Origin of the sequence: Paenibacillus pectinilyticus, from assembly GCF_001700435.1 — a bacterium.
Classification (GTDB): domain Bacteria; phylum Bacillota; class Bacilli; order Paenibacillales; family NBRC-103111; genus Paenibacillus_E; species Paenibacillus_E pectinilyticus.
In genome coordinates this window covers 265,248-283,247 of record NZ_LYPC01000002.1, presented here as the reverse complement: position 1 = coordinate 283,247, position 18,000 = coordinate 265,248, and the positions used below count along the sequence as shown (strand labels likewise).

At 46.8% G+C, this 18,000-nt stretch carries 14 protein-coding genes; 13 read left to right on the top strand and 1 reads right to left on the bottom strand.

Annotated features, from left to right (window positions below; translation table 11 throughout):
- The first annotated feature begins 57 nt into the window (after positions 1-57).
- The 5 genes from A8709_RS01540 (at position 58) to holA (ending at position 8,121) form a co-directional block, all read left to right on the top strand.
- Positions 58-2,613: a DNA internalization-related competence protein ComEC/Rec2 gene (locus tag A8709_RS01540; RefSeq protein WP_065850441.1), complete on the top strand. Its 2,556-nt coding sequence runs from the start codon at positions 58-60 to the stop codon at positions 2,611-2,613.
- A gap of 180 nt (positions 2,614-2,793) precedes the next feature.
- The gene (locus tag A8709_RS01535) at positions 2,794-4,830 is read left to right on the top strand and encodes a methyl-accepting chemotaxis protein (RefSeq protein WP_065850440.1); all 2,037 of its coding nucleotides are present in this window, start codon (positions 2,794-2,796) and stop codon (positions 4,828-4,830) included.
- A 273-nt stretch (positions 4,831-5,103) separates the two neighbouring features.
- Positions 5,104-5,652, top strand: a complete 549-nt coding sequence (locus A8709_RS01530) for an RNA polymerase sigma factor (RefSeq protein ID WP_065850439.1) — start codon at positions 5,104-5,106, stop codon at positions 5,650-5,652.
- On the top strand, positions 5,649-6,893 hold the full coding sequence (locus A8709_RS01525) for an anti-sigma factor family protein (RefSeq protein ID WP_065850438.1): 1,245 nt from the start codon (positions 5,649-5,651) through the stop codon (positions 6,891-6,893). Before A8709_RS01530 ends, A8709_RS01525 begins: the two co-directional genes overlap by 4 nt.
- 208 nt (positions 6,894-7,101) lie before the next feature.
- On the top strand, positions 7,102-8,121 hold the full coding sequence (gene holA / locus A8709_RS01520) for a DNA polymerase III subunit delta (RefSeq protein WP_065850437.1): 1,020 nt from the start codon (positions 7,102-7,104) through the stop codon (positions 8,119-8,121).
- A 68-nt stretch (positions 8,122-8,189) separates the two neighbouring features.
- On the opposite strand, the gene rpsT is transcribed toward holA, so the two are convergent.
- Positions 8,190-8,441 carry a 30S ribosomal protein S20 gene (gene rpsT / locus A8709_RS01515; protein ID WP_065850436.1) on the bottom strand — a complete coding sequence of 84 codons (252 nt, stop codon included), beginning with the start codon at positions 8,439-8,441 and terminating at the stop codon, positions 8,190-8,192.
- A 195-nt stretch (positions 8,442-8,636) separates the two neighbouring features.
- On the opposite strand from rpsT, the gene gpr reads away from it, so the two are divergent.
- The 8 genes from gpr to A8709_RS01475 all read left to right on the top strand — a co-directional run bounded on the left by gpr (position 8,637) and on the right by A8709_RS01475 (position 17,969).
- The gene (gene gpr, locus A8709_RS01510) at positions 8,637-9,635 is read left to right on the top strand and encodes a GPR endopeptidase (RefSeq protein WP_065850435.1); all 999 of its coding nucleotides are present in this window, start codon (positions 8,637-8,639) and stop codon (positions 9,633-9,635) included.
- 181 nt (positions 9,636-9,816) lie between these two features.
- Complete coding sequence (spoIIP, locus tag A8709_RS01505; RefSeq protein ID WP_065850434.1) at positions 9,817-11,049, top strand: stage II sporulation protein P; 1,233 nt, start codon at positions 9,817-9,819, stop codon at positions 11,047-11,049.
- Positions 11,050-11,119: 70 nt separating this feature from the next.
- Positions 11,120-11,512: a DUF3679 domain-containing protein gene (locus A8709_RS01500; protein ID WP_065850433.1), complete on the top strand. Its 393-nt coding sequence runs from the start codon at positions 11,120-11,122 to the stop codon at positions 11,510-11,512.
- A 73-nt stretch (positions 11,513-11,585) separates the two neighbouring features.
- A complete protein-coding gene (lepA, locus tag A8709_RS01495) occupies positions 11,586-13,400 on the top strand; it encodes a translation elongation factor 4 (protein ID WP_065850432.1) in 1,815 nt (604 codons plus the stop codon).
- Between the two features lie 125 nt (positions 13,401-13,525).
- Complete coding sequence (hemW, locus tag A8709_RS01490; protein WP_065850431.1) at positions 13,526-14,677, top strand: radical SAM family heme chaperone HemW; 1,152 nt, start codon at positions 13,526-13,528, stop codon at positions 14,675-14,677.
- A 141-nt stretch (positions 14,678-14,818) separates the two neighbouring features.
- A complete protein-coding gene (locus A8709_RS01485; protein ID WP_244163066.1) occupies positions 14,819-15,292 on the top strand; it encodes an N-acetyltransferase in 474 nt (157 codons plus the stop codon).
- A 110-nt stretch (positions 15,293-15,402) separates the two neighbouring features.
- The gene (gene hrcA, locus A8709_RS01480; RefSeq protein ID WP_065850430.1) at positions 15,403-16,431 is read left to right on the top strand and encodes a heat-inducible transcriptional repressor HrcA; all 1,029 of its coding nucleotides are present in this window, start codon (positions 15,403-15,405) and stop codon (positions 16,429-16,431) included.
- Positions 16,428-17,969, top strand: a complete 1,542-nt coding sequence (locus tag A8709_RS01475) for a TCP-1/cpn60 chaperonin family protein (protein WP_065850429.1) — start codon at positions 16,428-16,430, stop codon at positions 17,967-17,969. The genes hrcA and A8709_RS01475 overlap by 4 nt, the downstream gene beginning before the upstream one ends.
- Positions 17,970-18,000 lie beyond the last annotated feature (31 nt).

The window sequence follows — 18,000 nt, the reverse complement described above, 5'->3', positions numbered from 1 at the left end:
ACCGAGCTGCATAGCGACGCAAGAACTAATATCAATAAAGGAGTTGTTCCCCCAAGTATGAAAAGACCAGTTGTTCAAGGATGCTGTCTGTGGATAAGTGGCTATGTGCTCGCCATGTACACGGAGCTTCCATGGTTGACCTGGATGACGAGCGCGCTGCTGCTAGCCGCGCTTGTCATCATTTATGCGCTGCGCCTGCCTGGCCGGCAGGCGCTAGGCGCCCTGCTGCTGGTCGTCATAGCCTACGGCTATTACCAAGGGACCGACCAGCGCAACATCTCCGCCCTGCCGCTGGCGCAGCAGGGGCAGATCAAGGACGCCGGCAGCGAGGTCACGCTGCTCGGCCGGTTCGCTAGCCCTGTCACCATTGACGGTGACAAGGCTAGCTTCACGATGGAAGCGGCATCCGTCCGCTTCCAAGACACCGACGCTTTCCCGCTCGGCGGGGAAAGCGTGCAGGTCTCGCTGCGCCTGATGGAGCAGGCGCAGCAAGCCGTGGCGTCGGGCTGGCGCCGAGGCGACGCCCTAACCCTGACGGGGACGCTGCGCAGCCCGTCCCCGGCCAGCAACTTCGGCGGCTTCGACTACCGCCGATACCTGCGCCTTCACCACACCCACTGGCTGTTGTCAGCCAAAGGGGTGGATCAGGCGCAGGTGCAGCCTGCGGCTGCGCGCTTTAGCGTCGCTCAGTTGCTGCGCTGGAACGACGAACTTCGCGCTGCGCTAAGCAGGCGGATGGATGGGATCTTTCCCGCTTCGCAGGCGGGATTTATGAAGAGCATGCTGATCGGACTCACGGACGATCTGGATCCTGACCGTTTCCAGCAATTTTCGGAGCTGGGTCTGACTCACATTTTAGCCATATCAGGATTAAATATAGCTGTATTCTTAGGTGTCTGCATTTGGCTCATGCGCCGGTTCCGAATGGCCAAAGAGACATATCTCCTCATCTGCATGTGTTTGCTTCCGTTCTATGTCCTTATCACGGGTGCATCACCGTCGATTGTACGAGCGGGTCTGATGTCAATGATTGCTTTGTATGCAGCTAGGCGTGGCGGGATGAAAGATGTTCTACATATTTTGGCCATTGCCGCTTGGGGCATGCTGCTCTGGAATCCTTACTTTTTGTTAGATGTGAGCTTCCAGCTCTCCTTTCTTGTCACCTTAGGCCTTATCCTTGGCGTACAAAGAGTAACAGACTTAATTAAGCCCTATTTGACTTCACCAACACTCAGAAATACCCTCGCCATAACACTCGTTTCGCAATCCGTTTCATTTCCAGTATCCATTTACTATTTCAATCAATTTTCCTTATTCTCTTGGTTAGCCAATGCTGTACTGGTTCCGGTAATCAGTATGATCGTGTTTCCAGCAGGCTTAGTAGCGCTAACCCTTGGCCTCATTTATATGCCCTTAGGCAGAAGCATCGGATGGCTGATCTCATGGTTAAATGAAGCCATTTTCTGGATTACCGATAAACTCCAACAGCTTCCTTATGTCAAAATGATTTGGCCAACACCCAGTCTACCGTGGATCGTGTGCTATTATGGACTGCTCGTGTTTATTTATTTCCTTTGGTACCGAAGTCACCAGACTCTCGAGCATGAATTACCTATTCAGTTAGATTACACGAACAGCAAAAATAAAAGGAATGTCAATCCAAAAATAGTATTAAGCCTTACGTGCGCTGGCTTTCTCCTGCTTTTATGGATCGGATATACACCGGATCGTTTCCTGCGAAATGGGCTTGTGCAGTTTATTGACGTGGGACAAGGCGATGCAATTTTGATTCGGACTCCGTATGGACGTCAGCTACTAATTGATGGCGGGGGAACGCTCTCTTTTCGAAAAGCGGGTGAAGAATGGAAGAACCGTAAAGATCCTTATGAAGTAGGTCGAAAACTGTTGGTTCCTCTTCTCAAAAAAAGGGGTGTACACAGTTTAGATCTCGTTGTTCTTACGCACGAGGATGCTGATCATAGCGGCGGTTTACAGGCTGTTTTCGAACAAATCCCGGTCAAGCAGTTCCTCTTTAACGGAACGTTCAAAAGTGGAGGGAGTATGACTACGATGTTTACGACTCTTCTCCAGAAGAAAGTTCCCTTGTTACCAGCACATGTAGGCGATTGGATCGAGATTGATCCCCAAACGAAACTGCAGATCCTGTATCCCCTGGAAAACATAGAGACCCACGTTGAAATCGTCAAAGAACAGAACGCCAGATCTGTCGTCTTTTTGTTAGACATGCAAGGAACACGATGGCTGTTTACCGGGGATATGGAGAAAGAGTCCGAAGCGACTGTGCTTGCATATCTCCATGAGCATCCTGATTTGGTAGGAGGATCTTCCACCACCAACCACAAAATAGACGTGCTCAAAGTTGCCCATCACGGCAGCAAAACTTCCACGACGCCAGAATGGCTTGCCTTTTGGAATCCTACGGCTGCTGTCATATCTGTGGGCGCTATGAATACGTATGGACATCCTTCTCCTGAAATAATTGACCATCTGTTAAACGTAAAAGCTGGCGTATTTCGCACAGATCAGATGGGGGAAATTCAAATGGAAGTGAGAAAAGATGGAATATTCACACGATTGAAAGGTTTCAATTAAAGACATGTCGATACGAGTATGTAAAGAGTCTTTTGGCTTATATAACTAGTTCTAAGGAAATATTTTCCTCGAAATTTTGATTGAAATGATCAAAAATTTAAAGGTATTTTTAAGAATATGTCGAAATTGTAAAGGAGGTAACCAGTAATATACATAATACGACATGGCGGTGGAGAAGAAATGAAGAATCAACTACAAAGCAAGAAATCTCGAACTGGTTTTCGATCCGTCGGTGTAAAGTTAAGTGTTACTATGATCGTAAGCAGCTTGTTGCTTGTCCTCTTTATGGGCATTGTGTCGTATCAAATTTCCAAGAATGTCATGCAAAAAAAGGTTGGCGACGCTTCCTTACAAACGATTGAGCAAGCTGGTCAGAAACTCGATTTCATCTATGATCTCTATGAAAAATTTACGCTGCAGCTCGTTATGGATGATTTGCTTCAAAATCAGGTTACGAATGCTGGGAAATTAACGAAAGATTCATCGGCATATCTTGCCAACCTCTCAGCACTTGAAACATCTTTAACGAACTATTTCCATGCAAATGATAGCATTCAGTCGATCGAATTATTTACGAAAAAAGGCGATATTATCCAAACGAAATCAAGCTTGATGCCGGACAAAAATTATGGGGATCAGGATTGGTTTAAGCGTGTAGTTGCGAAAGATGGGGAACCCGTTTGGTTCTCGACGAAATTACAGGATAACCGCATTCAAACACCGGTATTTTCGGTCGGGAGCGTCATTCATCAAGCCAATTCGGATGAGGTGTTTATTGCGCTTTTTGATATAAACCTCGATGTTATTAAGAAGCAGCTAGAGCACATTAAAATGGGTGATACAGGTTCCATTCAAGTCATAGATGAAGCTGGAACAGTTATTTATAGCCAACAGGCAGCCGAAATGGGAAGTAAATCAGCCTATGCTGTAAATAGCAAAACAAATACAAATGATATTCTCATGTCAGAGGATGGGACGAAGCAAATCGTTTTCTCGAAATCGGCCATGACCGATTGGTTTACGATTGGTACGATCCCGACGATGGATCTTACCAAAGATATGAGTTCTATTTATAATCTGACATTAATTGTTGCGCTCGGAGCTTTAATCATTGCTTCGGCAATTGGCTATTTCGTTGCGAGGATGATTGGCAAGCCGCTGGGCCATATACGCAATTTAATGGAGGGGGGAGCAGGCGGAGATCTACGAATCCGTGTGCAGACAACCTCTAGAGATGAAATCGGACAGTTGGGTCATAGTTTCGACACGATGATGCAGCAAATTACGGAACTGTTCAGACAAACGAACCTTTCGTCAGAGGAAGTACTGCAGACGGCTGGTGAAATTTCCAGTTCCTCGAAGCATACAGCCCAAGCGGCCAAAGAAATTGCCGTCGCCACTACAGAAATTTCTGGAGGCGCAGCAGGATTAGCAACCCAAGCAGAACGCGGTAACGAATTAACCATTCATATCGGTCAACAAATTGCGAGCGTCGTTCATGCGAATGAGGAAATGGGCGCTTCCGCAGAGGAAGTTCAGAATTCCAGTCAATCGGGTATTCGGTATATGGAAGAGTTGATTGGCAAGACGAGCAAGACCGAAGTCATGACACATTCCATGGTATCCAAAGTAGATAAGTTGAAAGACAGCACACAATCTATTCGCAAGGTGCTCGATATTTTAAGCGGGATGACGAAACAAACGAATATCCTCTCACTAAATGCAACGATTGAAGCCGCAAGGGCGGGCAGTGCAGGAAAGGGCTTCATGGTCGTAGCGGATGAAATTCGGAAACTAGCGGATCAGTCCAAGCAGTCTATTGATTATGTTGGTCAAATCACAGAGACGATTCAACAAGAAATTGAGGATACCGTTGCGGTATTATCCGAGGCTTATCCGATTTTCCAAGAACAAATTCATTCGGTCAAAGAAGCGGATCTACTATTCAAACAAGTGCAAGAACGAATGGGCAGTTTTATTTCCCAATTGGCTGCCGTGAGTCAGACAGTGTTGAAATTAGAAGAATCACAGGTTGTCCTCAGTGATGCCATGATGAACGTAAGTGCCGTGTCACAGCAGTCGCTGGCCACTTCGGAACAAGTCGCCGCTCTGAGCTCGGAACAGTTACGCATTAGTGATGGGTTAGTGGGATTATCGTCGAAGCTAGAAGAGTTATCCAACGCCCTACAGAACTCCTTGTCCAAATTTAAAGTATAATAAAGCATAAAGGAAGTCCTAGTTGAAACCTTGAAATGGAGGTATTCTTCTAGGATTTTTTCATGAAGAAGGGCAGTAAGCAAGAATTAATTGGTATTTCGTCACAAGGATGAAACTATTTCAGCTATTTTTCGTCTAAAAGGTGTTATATGCCTATATTTTTGTTATTCTGATAAGTGCAAGTTAGCAAAATTTCATTCTATTTATTCCAAATATATTGCAACCTTATGAGATGTGCGTGCGTCTGTAAGATTGCAAGGGGGAGGGATCCCAGTGATAGCACCCGAACTGGTAAGATCAGCACAAGCCGGTGACCGTGATGCGCTCATTACCCTATTGCGAGAGATTGAGTCTCACGTTTACCGAACGGCTTTCTATATATTGAATAATGAACAAGATGCGCTGGACGCTTCTCAGGAGGCTCTCCTTCGGATTTATACCAAAATTAATTCATATGAAGAAAAAGCCTTATTCAAAACGTGGGTACAGCGGATTGTCACAAACATCTGCATCGATAAATTTCGCAGAGCGAAGCCGACGGTTTCTATGGATGAGCATGACATGACGTTTACTGCTGAACAAAATGTAGAAGAAGAAATATTAACGGGCTACCTAGCCCAAGATATTCGAGAAGCGATCGATAAGCTTCCCGAGCACCATCGCACTGTGGTTGTTCTTCGTTATTTGCAGGACTTTTCGTATCATGAAATCGCAGAATCGCTTAACTTACCACTCAATACGGTGAAGTCTTACTTATTTCGAGCTAGACACACCTTACAGTCGTTACTCCAAGATTATCAGAAAGGAGGTGTTCGGGGATGAAATGTCAAGAGGTGATGATATACATGCAAAGACAGCTAGATGGAGACTTAGCTCCTAATGAGGAAGATGAGCTGCATGCTCACCTAAGGCATTGTTTGGACTGCGCAGAGATGTTTGAACGTCTGCAGGCGCTGTCTGACGAATTGTCCCAACTACCTAAGGTAATGCCACCTTTCAGTTTGGTTGATGCAATCATGCCACAGCTGCTCCAATTAGATCAACAATCAGAAAACGAGTCCGTTACGGATAATGTCATCGCGTTCCATGCCCCTGCTGCTGTACAAGAGACGGAGGAACGTTCGCCAAGATCAGGTGTGACTCGATTTAAAAATCAGTTTTCTTGGAAAATCGCAAGCGGTGTTGTTGCCGCGGGACTTATTCTTGGTTTCTTTGCTTTTAACTTAGGTCATCCGGTTATAGATCAGGCTGATGGCTTTAGGTTGCTCAAATCAAGCTCAGATACCAAAGCTGCCCCAGAAAAACAGGCTGCTACAGCTTCAGGAGTGAATCACGGCGATGAGAGCAGCGATGTAGTGAAGAAAATGAAGGGTGACTCAACTTCTAATCAAGCGTCGCAGGACGCTCCTAATGCTGATACTTTTGCCATTGGAACATCGAAGCCTGAAGTGACTGATCGAAGTGGTGGTGCGGTTCCATCAGGTCCACAGACGACTACGGATGCTAAAATCGAGAAACCTGATGTGATCAGCTCACCTATTGGTGGGAGTGACACAATGGACAGGCAGACATCGCCTTCGACCACCGCTCCTGCACGCATGGTAGTTCCAGACCATACAGCTTCTTCAGGTACAGCAAGTAAGGATCAAGTTTCGACAACTCTTTCACCAACGCCAGGCTCAGTAGCGCCAAGTACGCCTAATGATGTTAAGTTGGAAAATCCTAACAAAAAAACAACTCCAGTTCCGTTAACGGATCCTGCGAGTGCAGATCGTACGGATGCGAATCTAGGTGTACAATCTTTCATTGGACCTCAGATTGGAGCTTCTCTGAAATCAGCAACGGGTACTTATGTGGCTGACATTGAGAATACGCATGTTGTGATTCGTAATAGCAACACCTTAGAGGTCGTGTTTACGTCCAACCATGTGTGGCAGTCAGATGATGAGATCAAGCTCCTGGAATGGACGAAGGATGACAATTTGTTCTATCAGGTTACAAGCAAAGGATCAATCCAAACTCTGCTGATCAATATTAGTGAGAAGACGGAAGCGAGTAAATAAAGGTAAGAATATCTTGCACCAAATCGATATGGATTGCGTATGTTATTCTATATAGAAACACAGAACAGTTAATTATCCACTCGGCTTAAGGTTTCTAGGGCCTTACACCGGTGTTTAAATAGACTGGCAAGGGATTGCTTCAAGGTCTTCGGACTTTGACGTAATCCCTTTGTTGTTGTTAGAATGAAGGGAAGGGGTGAGTGCTGTCATGGATGCCAAACGAGCATTAAAAGATATACAAGCAGGACGACCGGCACCTGTGTATTTGTGCTATGGTCCTGAAAAATATAAAATGCGTGAATTTATTCAAATTTTAACGGACTCCCTCATGGACCCGGAAGACAAAGAGTTCGCGGTAAGTAAGTTCGATTTGAGCGAAATGCCGCTTTCTTCCGTGTTGGATGATGCGGAGACGCTTCCTTTTATGGTGCCGAAGAAGCTCGTCATCGCGAAGAATGCGTTGTTTTTCACGGGAGCGAAGGAAAACACGAAGCTTGAGCATAATTTGGATCGATTGACAGCTTATTTGAAATCCCCCGCAGAGCACACGGTTGTCGTATTCACGGTTGATGCAGATAAATTGGACGAGCGTAAGAAAATTGTTAAAGCTTTAAAAGACATGGAAGCCGCTGTGCCATTTCTATCATTGAGCCCTGAGGAATTGACGCAGTGGGTAGCGAAACAAGCGAGTCAGCTAGGTTTTAACTTTACAGGCGGAGCTGCTGACCAACTTATTTTGTACACCGGTGGTAATTTACAATCCTTATCGGCGGAGCTAGAGAAAATTTCCTTATATGTGGGTGCGAATGGTGAGGCCTCACCGAATGTGATCGATCAGTTGGTCGCTCGGAGCACAGAACAGAACGTATTCATCCTTATTGAGGATATTGTGAATGTGCGATTGGAGCGTGCTTTTGTCATCTTAGAGGAGCTTCTGAAGCAGCGAGAGGAGCCGATCAAAATTGCCTCACTCATCGCCAGACAGTTCCGCATCATGCTGCAAGTGAAAGAGCTCGGGAAACAAGGCTATTCGCAGCAGCAGATGGCTTCACAGATCGGTTTGCATCCCTTTGCTGTGAAAGTAGCAGAGGGACAAGCGCGGAAGTATGATGGCGATAAGCTGAGCCGCATCATGGGGGAACTCGCGGATCTCGATTTGCAGATGAAAACGGGGAAGATCGATAAGGTATTAGGATTGGAATTATTCCTTCTTAGGCTGGCTGCCTAGGGAGGATGGGAAAAGGAAAAAAGACTAATTCTCCGAGGAGAGTTAGTCTTTTGCTTTATGTCCGTGTATTACGCTTGAGCCGTAAGAGCGTTTAGCTTTTTAGCTAGACGGGACTTCTTGCGGTTAGCGGCATTTTTATGGATTAAACCTTTAGAAGCAGCTTTGTCTAATTTCTTAGAAGCAGAAACTAAAGCTTCAGGGGTTAAAGCTGTTTCGAAAGCTTTCACAGCAGTACGCAAAGCGGACTTGTGGGAAGCGTTACGAAGACGACGCTTTTCGCTAACTTTTACTCGTTTAATAGCGGATTTAATGTTTGGCATGAAATTCACCTCCTACTTACAAAACACGATCAACGTTACATTTGTATGTTTGCTGACAACTTTAAGTATTCTACCATGCAATATTTGAAAATGCAAGAGCTGTCAATAGGTTTTCAGTGGTCTTCTTCTCTGCATAAGCGATTGGAATCTGTCACACAATAAGAGATGCAATTGACGTGTGAAAGGGGACCTCCAATGGATTTAAGCAATTTTAACACACAAACGGATCTTGCGCTCGATGCAAGGGATATGGCACACGCGGCCAATCAAGGACAACCGATTCCTGGAATTGAACAGGAGTTTACACGGGAGAATGGGATTCGCGTGACCAAAATCAATGTATTGAACGAAGAAGGCTCCAAAGCGCTCGGTAAGCTTCTGGGTCATTATATAACGATTGAAGTGCCTGCACTGCGGGAGAAGGACAGCCAGCTCCAGGATCGCGTTGCTACGAAGCTTGCTCAGGAGTTTGAGCAGTTTCTAAGGCAGATTGGCATTCCCAAAAATGCAAAAGCGCTTATTATTGGACTGGGCAATGGCAATGTAACGCCCGATGCGCTGGGGCCGCTTGTAGTGGAGAATGTCATGGTGACAAGACATTATTTTGAACTGGTTCCCGAAGATGTCAGCCCAGGATATCGTGCAGTCAGTGCCGTGGCGCCAGGGGTACTGGGCACAACGGGGATTGAAAGCAGTGATATTGTACAGGGGATCGTTGATAAATCGAAGCCTGATTTCATCATCGCCATCGATGCGCTCGCCTCCAGATCTTTGGATCGTGTCAACACGACGATTCAAATTGCGGACACGGGGATCCATCCTGGCTCTGGGATCGGCAACAAGCGCAAAGGGTTGACGAAGGAGAATCTCGGGATTCCCGTCATTGCGATTGGCGTACCGACTGTCGTGTATGCATCGACGATTGTAAATAATGCATTTGATCTGATGCAGAAGCATTTCAGCGGGCAAACGAGCAATACGGGCCAGATCTTTGGACTCTTAGACAATATCAATGAAGAAGAGCGGTTGCAGCTGGTTAAAGAAGTGCTAAACCCTGTAGGACACGATCTGCTCGTTACACCAAAGGAAATCGATCAATTTATCGAGGACATTGCCAATATCATTGCCAGCGGCCTGAATGCGGCGCTGCATGATGCTGTGGATGTCGATAACGTGGCTGCTTACACGCACTAACTAAATAGGAGAACTGGGTCTGCTGGAGGGCGGGCGCGGTTCTTTTTGTCGTCGGGGGGAAGCATAAATTAGCCGGGTTTCCTACTGAAACCTCCTCTATCAAAAAAATCTAGTGAAATGGGTTCTATCGTTCAGGCTCGTTTCATAGATTGAATTAAGATAGTTTAGGAGGAATCAGACTATGAAATGGACATCAGCCACTTGGAATCTCAGCGAAGTTCGCAAAACCTTTCAGAGCGCCAGTTCCGTCGGGAAAACGTTCATTGTACTCAGCACCTCGACCTTAGCTCTCTTTGTTCTAATCGGGCTGGGTGGCGTCCTGCAAAGCAATTTAATGACAACGTCGCCGGTTTCATCCATGAAAGGTCTCGCCGCTTCCGTCACGAATCAGTTTTTTATCGATATGCTGGGTATGGAAGTCCCTCATTTAAATAAGGATCAGAAAAAATTTACCTTCTCCCAGCACAATGTGTTTCACTTTGCTTTTCAATTCCTAACGGATATTAATCCAAGTGATCCGAAGAGCTTGGTAGCTAGTGAGGTGCCAGGGATGGATGCAACGCAATCCACTGTACTGGTAAGAGGGAGTGCAACCAATCCAAGTTCACCGATTGATTACTATAATCCAGATTCGAAAGATTTGGAGCAGGAGGTTCTTAATCCGCTTCCTACTGCATCTGCAGAGCCTTCGCCAACCACGAGTGCAGCGCCTTCAACAAATCCAGTTGGACAACCGCCGAAAACTGCTGGTGATAATATCGCTTTTATCTATCAAACGCATAGCAATGAATCCTTTTTACCAGAATTAAAGGGTGTAACTGATCCTGATAAAGCTTACAGCGATAAGGTGAATATCATTTCCGTAGGTCAGCGGCTTGCTCAGAATCTCGAAAAAGACGGGATTGGCGCTGTTCATTCCGAAACCGTGTACCCAAGTACAGTCAAAAACTTTGAATATCCGTACTCTTACAAATATTCGTTGAAAACTCTGCAGGATGCGATGTCCGCACATCAAGATTTGAATTATTTCTTCGATATACACCGGGATTCAGCGGCTCGCAACAAAACAACGGTAACGATTGATGGGAAAGATGTGGCTCAGGTGTATTTCATCATTGGTGGTAAGAATCCGAACTGGAAGCAGAATGAAGAGTTTGCAAACAAGATCCATCAAGTTTTGGAAGAGAAGCATCCAGGCGTTTCGAAGGGCATCCATGCCAAAGAGGCCAGTGAAGGCAATGGTTTGTATAATCAGAACATTTCACCGAACAGTATTTTGATTGAAGTGGGCGGGCCTTACAATACCCTCGAAGAATGTTACCGGACGACAGACTGGTTGGCAGAAGCGATCTCAGAAGTGATTTTAAATGCTAAGAAAGTCGATGCTCCTGCTAGTTCGCCAAAGAAATCATAAATTAACAATGTTGAGTAAAGCAGTGGGTTAACCATGCAAGTATTGTAGTTTAAACATAGGAGGAATTGTGATGAAGCTGAGGCACTTTTATATCAAGGTGAGCTTGTTTGGTTTGCTGCTGCTGTTCTGTATTTTGTTCGGCGTCAGCTTAGCTTCAAGCGGCATGGAACGTATTGAAGGTCCTCAGCCTTCGTCTAAAGCGATCGCACAAGAAGCTGCTGTGAAAACGACTGGCAAAACAGTGACTACGGCTGTAACCGTTACCCCCTCGCCTACAGCAGCGGTCAAAGATGGCATAAACAAGTCGAAACAAACGGCTGAGCAGCAGGTGGTTCCGATCGCCGATCACGATAATTCCTTGAACCATGTAGGGAACAAATTAGGAGAAGTGCTGCAGATCACAGCGCACTATGGCATTAAATTGTTCGTTTCGTTATTTGATGCTGTTTTGGGGAAAGGTTAGGCGTGCATTGCCCCAACTTCACACAACTGCTATAATGAAAATTATTTGCATGTAGTGGGGGTTAGTCTTTAGCATGACGGACATTCGAGAAAGACAACAAAGAATTCGCAACTTTTCAATTATTGCTCATATCGATCACGGCAAGTCTACACTTGCGGATCGCATTCTGGAATATACAGGTGCATTGTCAACACGTGAGATGCAAGAGCAAGTTCTCGACCAGATGGATCTGGAGCGCGAACGGGGGATTACAATCAAGCTGCAAGCGGTAAGATTGGCTTACCGTGCGGATGATGGTGTCGATTATATTCTTAACCTGATTGACACACCAGGACACGTAGACTTTACGTATGAGGTATCACGAAGCCTCGCTGCTTGTGAAGGCGCTCTGTTGGTTGTGGATGCGGCGCAAGGGATTGAGGCCCAAACACTAGCAAACGTATATCTCGCATTGGAAAATAATTTAGAAATTTTACCAGTCATTAATAAAATTGACTTACCAAGCGCGGACCCGGAGAAAGTGAAGCAAGAGATCGAAGACGTGATCGGGCTTGATGCCAGCGATGCTGTTCTTGCCTCAGCGAAGTCGGGTATCGGGATCAAAGATATCATCGAGCAAATTTGCTTGAAGGTACCGGCACCGCAAGGTAATCCTGACGCTCCATTGAAGGCTTTAATTTTCGACTCCCATTACGATAGCTACAAAGGTGTCATCGTGTATGTGCGTGTCGTGGATGGCTCGATCAAAGCAGGCTCCAAAATCAAAATGATGGCGACAAACAAGGTGTTTGAAGTCATTGAGGTTGGTGCGTTCAAACCAAGAATGTCATCCGTTCCTTCACTTGAAGTTGGAGACGTTGGTTTTATCGTGGCTGGTATTAAAAATGTCGGAGACACCCGTGTCGGTGACACGGTAACGGAAGCAGATCGTCCTTCACCGGATGCCTTGCCTGGTTACCGTCGGATCAATCCAATGGTGTTCTGCGGATTGTACCCAATCGAAACGACAGATTACAATGATCTTCGTGAAGCGCTGCAAAAATTAGAACTGAATGATGCTTCCCTGCGCTTTGAGCCAGAAACGTCAACGGCATTGGGCTTTGGCTTCCGTTGTGGATTCTTAGGACTCTTACATATGGAAATCATTCAAGAGCGGATTGAACGTGAGTTCAATATTCCACTGATTACAACGGCACCAAGTGTTATCTACCGAATTACATTGACGAATGGCGATGTGATCGATATCGATAACCCATCCAACTATCCAGATCCGCAACGGATTGATTTCGTGGAAGAACCTTATGTGAAAGCTTCCGTTATTGTGCCGAATGATTATGTAGGTACCATTATGGAGCTGTGCCAAGGCAAACGCGGCGAATATTTGAATATGGAATACTTAGATACGAATCGTGTTACGTTGACATACGAGATTCCGTTATCAGAAATCGTCTACGATTTCTTTGATATGCTGAAATCACGTACCAAAGGATATGCGTCATTCGACTATGAAGTTTCCGGATATAAGAAATCCAATCTCGTGAAAATGGACATCTTGCTCAATTCCGAGCAAGTGGATGCACTTTCCTTCATCGTTCACAGAGATACGGCGTACCACCGCGGCAAAATCATTTGTGATAAGCTGAAAGAGCTTATCCCGCGGCAAATGTTTGAAGTGCCGATTCAAGCGGCGATTGGACAGAAAATCGTGGCGCGTGAGACGGTTAAAGCGATGCGTAAGAACGTACTTGCGAAGTGTTACGGCGGAGATATTTCGCGTAAACGTAAATTGCTGGACAAGCAAAAAGAAGGTAAGAAACGCATGAAACAGGTCGGCAGCGTAGAGGTGCCGCAAGAAGCGTTCATGGCTGTTCTGAAAATCGACGAATAGAAGTAAGGAATCAAAAGCTGGGGTGGCAGCAGACGCTGTCCCTTGGCTTTTTCTCAATAGATGACCTTGAATAATTCATGCGTCTCAAATGGATCGACAGATCGCAGTTAGAAAGGAATACTCCTATGTTAGTAAACTATACAACGCCAACAGCGGTGTACATTCATATCCCATTTTGCACAAATAAATGTCATTACTGCGATTTCAATTCCTACGTCCTCAAAGGACAGCCTGTCATGGAATATCTAGATGCGCTTGAGCGGGAGATGGAACTCACAGTACGCACGAATCCTCCTCAAAAGGTGGAGACGATCTTCGTAGGCGGCGGAACCCCTACAGTCCTTCTGCCGGATCAAATGGAGAGATTTCTTCGCATCGTGCGTACTTATTTCCCTGCGGACAGCGCGGAAGTCGAGTTCTCCATGGAAGCCAATCCAGGTACGACAGACGAAGATAAGCTGGCTGTGATGAAAGCTGGCGGTGTGAACCGGATTAGCTTTGGTGTGCAGTCATTTAACAATGACATTTTGGCGGCAATCGGCCGTATTCACAATACAGAAGATGTGCATAGAAGCATCGCGAATGCGAAGAAGCTTGGCTTCGATAATCTATCGATTGATTTGATGTTTGGGCTTCCCAAGCAAACGGTAGAAATTATGCAGGCTACTTTAGATGAGGCATTATCTTTGGACCTGCAGCATTATTCCATCTATAGCCTCAAAGTCGAAGAGAATACACTCTTCCATACCTTGTTCAATAAAAATCAATTGCCACTCCCAAGTGAGGATGAGGAAGTTGATATGTACGAGCTCATCATGAGAAGGTTAGAAGGAGCGGGTTACAAGCAATATGAAATCAGCAACTTTGCTAAACCTGGTCGTGAGAGCAGACACAACACACAATATTGGCGTAATCGTTCCTATTATGGGCTCGGCGCAGGTGCGCATGGTTATATGAATGGGCAACGCCACGTGAACGTAAAAGGAATTCAGCCTTACATTGATGCGACCAAACTAGGTTTGCCGATCATGGAACAATTCGAAGTAACGCCGCAGGAAGCCATGGAAGATTTCATGATGGTGGGACTGCGTTTACTTGAGGGTGTGCGGAATAAGGATTTTATGGATCAATTCGGCATTACGATTGAATCCCAATTTGGTGATACCTTGCAGGGTTGGTTGAGCAAAGGGTTACTTGAACAAACGTCCGATGGCTATCGGTTGTCCAAACATGGCATATTACTGGGCAATGAAGTATTCGCTTCATTTCTAACGTAAGACCAGCCTTTTCAGCAAAAAACGCTTGTGCATTTATACGCATTGTTGTATATTTATACATGAATCCACAAGCGAAACAGCGGAAAGCCGCAGGGCGCTAGCGTGGCTTTTATGCATTTTTGTGCGATTGGTGGGATAAACGTGAATACATCAACTACGGTGTCTGTAAGAAAAGCTTCCGTGAATGATATTGAGAAGCTTTATGAAATTATACAAGGGTATGCGAAGCAAGGCATTATGCTGCCGCGCAGCCGAGAAATGCTCGAGGAGCAGATTGATACATTTGTTGTCGCGGAATTTGACGGCTTATTAATTGGCTGTGGTTCACTGACGAGGTTAGGGCCAGATCTTGTTGAGATTCGCTCACTTGGGATGACGCCTGGCTACAAAGGGCAGGGTATCGGCGGTAAGCTCGTTAATTTCTTAGTTGAAGAGGCAAGAAGCCAAGGCATCATTAAAGTTATGGCACTTACGTATGAAGTTGCATTCTTCCAAAAAAACGGCTTTACACTAGTTCCGAAGGAGATTTTTCCGGAGAAGGTTTGGCGAGATTGCATGCATTGCAAAAAACAGTATTGTTGCGACGAAATCGCCGTACTTAAACGTTTGGATTGACTTGACAACAGACCTTAGGGTCTGTTATTTTTGTATTAGGATTTAGCACTCACTAAATACGAGTGCTAACGAAAGTAACGAATAGTGATAAGTGAGGAGGAGAGGTACTCATGTTGACAGAGCGCCAACGCATGATTTTAAGTGCCATCATAGATGATTACGTCCGTTCAGCGGAGCCGATTGGTTCGCGAAGTATTTCGAAGCGTGGGAATGTTGGGTTTAGTCCAGCAACGATACGCAACGAGATGTCTGATCTCGAAGAAATGGGTTATCTTGAGCAGCCTCATACGTCCGCAGGTCGTATTCCTTCCCATAAAGGTTATCGCTATTATGTTGATCATTTGCTCCAGCATGGGTCTTTGCAAACGCAAGATTTGGATTCCATGAAGGGCGCTTTCGCTGAGCGTATTCAAGAGATGGAAGGCGTCATTCAGCATGTTGCGGGTATGCTCTCCAGCCTTACGAATTACACATCGATTGTGCTAGGTCCTGAAGTGTTTAGTACGACTTTGAAGCATATCCAAATCATCCCGATATCGGAGACGACAGCTGTTGCGATTCTGGTTATGAATACAGGACATGTTGAGAATAAGACAGTGACGATACCAGAAGGTATTCCAATGTCCGAAATCGAGAAGGTCGTCAATATTTTGAATACACGGCTTAAAAATGTGCCGCTGGTTCAGTTTAAATCGAAGCTGTACAATGAGATTTCCAATGAGTTAAGTAAATATGTCAATGGGTATCAAGAGCTGCTTGGCATGGTGGAAAGTGTACTGCAAAGTGATGAGAAGGATCGTGTTTTTCTTAGCGGCATGACGAATATGCTGACACAGCCTGAGTTTAAGGATGTGGAGAAAGTGAAGAGTATTTTTGATCTGCTAGAAGAAGCGCCGACCCTGATCAAGTTATTTACCCCATCCAACGAAGGCATCGAGATCAAAATTGGTGCTGAAAATAGTATTGAAGCGATATCGAATTGCAGTTTAATCACAGCCTCTTATTCAATAGGTGGAACGCCGCTAGGTACAATTGGCATTCTTGGGCCTACGCGCATGGAGTATGGCAGAGTCATCGGTTTAATGGAGCATCTATCGAAGCATATGGAACTGGTCCTAGGACGTTGGTACGGCAAATGAGTGGAATCAAGACAGGTCACAGTGAAGGTGAAGATCGCTACTCAACGCTAGTCAATAATGCTGCGGCAGTCAGAGCGATATGCTCGGCTGTCGAAGGCACACTAGGTCCTAAAGGGCTGGACACGATGCTCGTTGGCGGCCAAGGGGATGTCATAATTACGAACGATGGCGTCACTATTTTGGAAAAGATGGATGTCACGCATCCTGCTGCCAGATTGATGATTCAAGTCGCACGCAGTCAACAACGCCAAATAGGCGATGGAACTACGACGGCTACTGTTCTTGCAGGGGCGATGGTCCAAGAAGGTGTCGCACAGGTTACACGCGGCGTTCCAGTGGCAAAAGTTGTCACAGGCATGCTGCAAGGAATAGAATTAGCCGTAGCGAGCTTACAAGGCCGCAGTCGCGCTATTGAAAGTTTGGCAGATCGCGCACTGCAACGGATCGCTTACACCGCTGGGCGAGAGCAGACCGATATCGCGAGGCTCATCATCGAAGCGGCCGAAGCGGTCGGCGAGGAGAAGCTGCGCGAAGAGGGCTATCGTTTCGCAGACAGTGTGCTCGCACATGAAGAAGCGAGCAGTGAGGTCTGGACCGGCATTCTGCTGAACCAGAAGCCGATGAACCTGCATCTCGAGCATGAGCGGCGAGATGCTCGCATCCTCGTGCTGCATGATGCTCTGGAGCCTGAGGCGGTCAGCGAGGAATCGCTGGTCACCGAGGCAGGCTTCCAGCGCTACATGCAGCTCCGGGAGCAGTTCCGCAGCAGCTTAGGCTCGCTGCTGGAGCTTGGCGTCGGTCTGATCGCATCAGACCGCGGGGTTGACCCTGAGGCGGAGCAGTTCTGCTCCGACCATGGCATCCTCGTGATGCAGCGGCTGTCCCGCAGGGACCTGCAGCTGCTGAGCGAGCACACCGGCGCTAGGCCGGTGCGGCGCACGGCGCTGCGCAAGAGCGCGCCGGAGCTGAGCGCGGCGCTCGGTCACGCGGGCTATGCCGCGTATGACGAGCGGCTAGAGCGCGTGCGCGTCGCGCAGGGTCACGGCGAGCAGCACGTGACCGTGATCGTTGGCGCCGCAACGCGCGAAGCGGCGCATGAGCGCTCGCGCATCGCGAAGGACGCAGCCTCAGCCGTTCAAGCCGCCGTTCGCGGCGGGTACTTACCCGGCGGCGGCGCGGCCGAGATGGCCGTCGCTCACGATTTGGAACGCGTGCGCGAGACGATGAAAGGCATGGAGGGCTTCGGTGTAGCCGCTGTCGCGGGGGCACTGCGCAAGCCATTGTCGCAAATCGTGGTGAATGCAGGTTATAATCCACTAGAGAAGGTGGAAGAGCTGAAAGCGGCCCAACTTGCTCAAGATACGGACAGCCTAGGGATCGATTGCGATACGGGGCTGATCACGGATTTTGTAGAGGCGGGCATTGTGGATCCGACAGATGTGAAAATTCACGCGCTGCAAGCGGCTGGTGAAGTGGCCGCCGCGGTACTGCGTATCCATACAGTGATTAAGATGAAGCAGCCTTTTGAAGAGGGCTAAAGATGGGCAAACTAAGCCCAAATGTGCCGCG